Genomic DNA, 5,760 nt, shown 5'->3' with positions numbered 1-5,760 from the left:
GCCACGGAGAAGGCCGGGATGACTTCCACTTGCACGTTAACGTAATCGAGCAGGAACGGAACGGCGCCCACCACCGCGACCAGCCCCGTAAATCGATAGATGTCGAGCACCCGGCCTCGGCCAAGACCCGATGCGATGACGACGAGCACCAGCAGGTAAGCAGGGAACCAGCCATACTCACGGGGAATGCCGAGCTTCAGCGTGTCAGCGCCGATCGCATGGAAATAGCCGCCTGGGGCATTGATATCCTGCCCAGGAATGGAATGGATATCGTTAAAAGTTACTGCAGCTGGGACGACCAGGATATCCTTGCCGCGAACAAGCGAACGGTCAAATCGTCCTCGCATTACATCGATGTAGCTCAGCGTAGGATAGGAACTGACCGCAATCGAGAAGTCTGGGAAAAACAATTCGTCTGTCTTACCATCGATGCCAGCGATCGCCGCCGAGAGGGACGGAATTTTACCAGCGGGGCTTCCGGAAGCATACGGAAGCTGAACGTTCTGATTGAGTGGTCGATGGCGAACGAGAACCGATGCCATACCAGCATGGTCGCGGTAAGCCTGAAGCGGGATTTTCCCCGCGAAGTTGCCCATCTGGCCGTTGCTGTCCACTGCAGCGCCCAACACAACTTTGCCATGATGAGCCTTCAGCGCCGCGACGAACTTGGCATCATCGATGGGATTACCCGGCATCGAAAACGAACGATCAAAGAAGACGCGCTTCGCACCCGCAGCAAACAACTGGTTGATCGTGTCAGCGTCATTGCCATGCGTGATATCGTTGGCGCCGAGTTGGATGAGCGTCTGCGAGTCCTGAAGGACGATGGTGATAGCGCCGCTTGCGGGCTGGGTGCGGGACATCCAGCGCACGTTGCGCAGGTAGTCCTCGAGCGGCAGACCGAGGCCACTGATGCCCATGGCCAGGCCGGTCAGCGCCGCCCAGAACACGATCCGGACGCGAGGTCTTTTCCAGAAACCGCGAAGTTGCCCCCAGATGCCGGTCATGGTCTTCCCCCTGCCCGCATCGTGAGGATGTATCGGGCACAAGCCACCAGCGCGGAAAGCGTCCGCTCTGAATACCGGTGATGGCGACCGATTCTGTTCATTCATGCCCTGCAAAAGAGGCTTTGGTAGGCATGAGCTAACGCAAAGGTACTAAGAAACCGTGTAGTTAATGGTTCGAGCGGGCCGGATCGCTAAATCCGCCCGCAAAGCCCGGTTGATGCCCGGATTAATTGACACCCAGCGAGGTAAACGCCTTGTCAAGCATGAGCATCTGCCAAAGCACTCGGGAATTGTCCGAAGTTCCCGCAACATGCGCATCGACGAGGCCCAGCAGGCGGCGCTGGTCGAACCAGCCGGTTCGCGCCAGGGCTGCCCCGCCTGCGATCTCGCGCGCCGCGCCTGCAAGCGGCCCACGAAACCATTGCGCGATCGGCGTCACGAAGCCCTGCTTGGGACGATAGAGCACGTCATCGGGCAAGTAGCGGCGCATCGCCCGCTTCATCAGCCATTTGCCCTGCCCGCCCTGAACACGCATCCGCTCGGGCAGACTGGCGGCGAATTCGATCAGGCGATGGTCGAGCAGCGGCTCGCGCGCCTCAAGGCTTACCGACATGCTGGTGCGGTCGACCTTGGTGAGGATATCTCCCGGAAGCCAGACCTTGAGGTCGGCATATTGCGCACGGTCGAGGCCCGAACGCGCCGGAGCGTCTCGCATCAGGGCCAGCAACGGATCCTCGGCGCGGTAATCACCGCGCAGGCGGCGGAAATCGTCGGAATAGAGGCGATCGCGCAGCTCCGGCGGCAGGACGGCCATCGAGCGCGCATAGCCTTGCGCGGAATCTCCCGCCAGCGAGAGCAGCGTCGACTTCGCCCGCAGCGGGCGCGGAGCCCAGTCCGCCTTAGGGTAGGCCCTTCCGAGCGCTCCGAAGACCGGACCACGCAGGGATTGCGGCAGCAACGCACGCACTTTGTCTTCCCCGGCCTGGAACACGTGGCGCCGGTAACCGCCAAGCGCTTCATCCGCGCCATCGCCGGAGAGCGCCACCGTGACCGATTCGCGCGCCAATTGGCATACTCGCCAGGTCGGCAGGGCAGAGGCGTCGGCGAAAGGTTCGTCGAACATGCCTGCAAGCTGGTCGATCGCAGCGAAATCGTCAGGCGAGACGATCCGCGAGGCATGGTTCGTGCCGAACTGCCGGGCGATCTTCGTTGCGTACGCACTCTCGTCCAGCCCGGCGACGTCGAAGCCGATCGAGCAGGTCCGTACCGGACTGCCGCTTGCCTCCGCCATGAACGCGACGACGCTGGAACTATCCACACCGCCCGACAGAAACGCGCCAAGAGGCACATCTGCGACCATACGGGACGACACCGCCTGGCGCATGAGGTGCACCAGTTCGGCTTCGAGGTCGGCGGGCTTGCCCTTGCGCCGCTCTGCGAAGGAGACGTCCCACCACTGAACAGGGCGCGGCAACGGAGCGCCATGACGCAGCAGCAACGAATGCCCCGCCGCCAGCTTGCAGACGCCCTTGAGGATGGCCCGATCGTCAGGGACATAGCCCCAGGTCAGATAGTCTTCGACCGCCAGCGGATCGATCTCGCGCCGCAGCAGCGGGTGGGCGGTGAGTGCCTTGAGTTCCGAACCGAAAGCCAGGCTCCCGTCGCTCAACTGCGCGTAATAGAGCGGCTTCACGCCCAGCCTGTCGCGGGCGAGGAACAGAGTGCGCGCGTCGAGGTCGTAGATGGCGAAGGCGAACATGCCCAGCAGCCGCGTAACGCAGCCCGGTCCCCAGCGCCGCCAGGCTGCCAGAATGACCTCGCTGTCGCCATCGGTGCGGAAATGCTCTCCCGCTGCCTTCAACTCATGCCGCAGTTCGCGGTAGTTGTAGATCTCGCCGTTGAAGACGAGCATCGCGCGGCCATCTGGGGATGCCATCGGCTGCGGCGATCCTGCGAGGTCGATGATCGAAAGGCGGCGGTGCCCCAGGGCGACGCCCGGCGCGGTCCATACCCCCTGCCCGTCCGGGCCGCGATGCGCGATGGCGTCGCACATGGCCTCGACCCGGGCGCGATCGACCGGCTTGGGCGTTTCCAGGTGATAGATTCCGGCAATCCCGCACATCGTCCCTGGCCCTACCTGACCTGAGCGATACCGTCCATCCAGCGCGCGAGTGACCCCGTGGATGCGCGGAAGGCGGTGATCGACTGCTCGGCTCGGCCGCGCGGCGTATCTTCGGCGGAGAGGATGAGCATCGTCGTCGGTTCCGCCCGGAACAGGAGATGGTCAACAATCACCGCCAGCTTGAGCCGTGCATTGCTGCCGCTCAATAGTTCGCCCTGACGATACCAGGTCACGGCGATCCTCTCGATCCTGCCGTTGCCGAGGAGGCGCTCGCCCTTGCCAGCTTCGACCGACGGTGCCGGCGACTGCCATGCCCATGCGCTGGCTGGAACAAGCGCGCCCTGACCGAAGCCGCCTGCCTCCCGTCCCTCTCCCTGGCTGGCGTAGAGGGCGACGAAGACATCGACCTGATGCCCCCGACCGTCCCGATAACGGCCGAGCAGGCGGTGATCGGCGCCCTGCGCGCGCGGTTCCCACCAGATCGTTGGGGTATAATCCACCCGCGCCCATCCCTCGACCGCAGGCAAGTCAATGCGCGCCGGGACAGGAGCAGCCAGCGTATCGGCTGCGAGAGCCCAGCACCGCGCCGCGATCAGCACCAGCGCGAAGCCGATCACCGCCACCGTTCCGGAAATGGCGAAACGTTCCAGACCCGCCAGCCACCCGGCGTTTTCAATAGCCGCAAGGTCGATCGCCGGACCATCCAGAGGGCGGTCGAAGAAACGCCAGGCGCAGGCGATCACCAGCGCCAGCACGATCGCGAAGAAGAACCAGCCGTAAACGATATGGTCGAAGCCCGCCGCAGCCTCTATGCCGAAAATCTGCGCGGCATAGATCGTACCCCATGCCCGGATCCCGTTGGCGAGGATCGGCACGGCCACGCAGGCCAGCAGCATCACGGTTCGACGCCGCCAGCTGAGGAAGCAGACATTGGCGGCCAGCACACCGAAAGCGACCATCGCGATGAGGAACTTCACGCCCGAACAGGCTTCGGCTACCTCGAACAATCCTGCGGGCGTATCGATGAAAACGCCGTCGATCCGGGCCGGAATGCCGCTGAGATGGGTGAGCGCGATGGTGATTTCGGCAGTGATCGTCTGCAGGACGTTGACCAGTTCCTCGCCGATCGGGACCAGGAACACCAGATAGCCCAGCGGGAAGATCAGCGCCGCAGTGACCCTGACACCCAGGATCAGGGGAACGCAGGCGCCCAACATGGCGACGACACCTGCCTGCCGGGCAAGGTCCAGTCCCGACATCGCGCCCAGCAGCCACAGGAAGGCTGCCCCCGCCAGCAGGATGAGCCCCGGCCACCACGCGGTAGGCGTCAGGCGTTCCAGCTGCGGCCAGCGCTGCCAGACCAGCCAGCCCAGAATCGCCGGGATCAGCAGGACGTGATTGTACGTGGAGATATCCCACCACTGACGCGCCATCGCGCCCCAGTCGCCGAGGAAGGCGAACAGCAGCACCAGCCACGCCGCGCCAAGGCGGATGATCCCGCCACGCCACTGCGGCGAAAGCGCGCGCCATGCGCGGGCGGGACCGGCAAGGGACGTCGAGGCAACATCAAGCGACATCGGTAAGCGCCTCGCCCATGGTGCCGAGATATTCGGGCAGCCGCGCCAGTGCGGCCTCCCAGCTGGCGTTGGCGACGATCCACGTGCGGGCAGCCGCCCCCATCAGCTTGGCCGCTTCCGGCGCGCGAGCAAGGTCGAGGACCGCCTGCGCCATCGCGGCATCGCCGTCACGTATCGCGAAATCCCGGCCGTCGATCGCATCGATACCCGTCGCGGCGCCAGGAGAGAGCACCACGGGCAGCCCCATCGCCATCGCTTCCAGCACCTTGTTCTGAACCCCCCGCGCAATTTCCAGTGGCACCAGAGCGACGTCGGCGGCGGCGAGCCAGGGGCGAATGTCATCCACCCTGCCCCACACCTCGACGCCATCCTGTCCGGAACGGGCCTGTAAAGCTGCCGGCGGATTGCGGCCGACGATATGGAGCGTGGCATCGGGACACGTCCTGCGCACGAGCGGCAGGACGCGATCGATGGCGCGGGTGGCCGCCTCGATGTTCGGCGCGTAATCCATCTGTCCGGTGAAGACGATACGCGGAGCACCCTTCGCTGCCATGCGCGGCTCCGGAGCGACCGCAAACGGGTCGAAATATGCAGCGTCGAGGCCGTTGCCCATCGCCCGCACGCGGCCCTGCTCACTGGCCAGCCGCGAGCGCAGGAGCCCGACTTCGGCGTCGCTGATCAGCAGGGTGACTGACGCCCCCGCGCAGATCCGCGCTTCCTCGCGCCGCAACAGGCGCCCCTCCCGGCGCTCCATCCATGCGCGAATACCGCGTCCTTTCGCGGCGTAGGCTTCGAACTTGGCAGAATCGACGTCCACAAGATCGGCCACGACACGGCCCCGAAAATCGCCGGGCACATACTGCGCCATCTGTCCGGAAAACACGTAGACGGTGTCGATGTCACGCTCGGCAAGCAGATCGCGCACGTAGGTTTCGAGGTCCTTGTCGTAAAACGCGGTGAGACTGAGCGGGCGGCCGCTCGCCAGAGCCTGTACACCGGCGACGGGCAGCGGCTTGGAGCGCTCGACCAGTCGATAGCTGGTGGCGAGGTCGGC

General features: G+C 64.8%; 4 protein-coding genes. All 4 read right to left on the bottom strand.

Features of this window, described 5'->3' with window-relative positions; all coding sequences use genetic code 11:
* On the bottom strand, positions 1-1,007 hold a 1,007-nt coding region (locus tag LH128_RS16815; RefSeq protein WP_008830863.1), incomplete at its 3' end, for a CHASE2 domain-containing protein.
* Positions 1,008-1,233: 226 nt separating this feature from the next.
* A complete protein-coding gene (locus LH128_RS16810) occupies positions 1,234-3,129 on the bottom strand; it encodes an XrtA/PEP-CTERM system amidotransferase (RefSeq protein WP_008830862.1) in 1,896 nt (631 codons plus the stop codon).
* A gap of 11 nt (positions 3,130-3,140) precedes the next feature.
* Positions 3,141-4,706: an exosortase A gene (xrtA, locus tag LH128_RS16805; RefSeq protein ID WP_008830861.1), complete on the bottom strand. Its 1,566-nt coding sequence runs from the start codon at positions 4,704-4,706 to the stop codon at positions 3,141-3,143.
* Positions 4,696-5,760: glycosyltransferase (locus LH128_RS16800; protein WP_008830860.1), on the bottom strand; the 1,065-nt coding region annotated here is incomplete at its 5' end. The genes xrtA and LH128_RS16800, both read right to left, overlap by 11 nt.

Source organism: Sphingomonas sp. LH128 (genome assembly GCF_000293195.2).
Classification (GTDB): Bacteria; Pseudomonadota; Alphaproteobacteria; order Sphingomonadales; family Sphingomonadaceae; genus Novosphingobium; species Novosphingobium resinovorum_A.
This window is presented reverse-complemented; position numbering and strand designations above follow the sequence as displayed.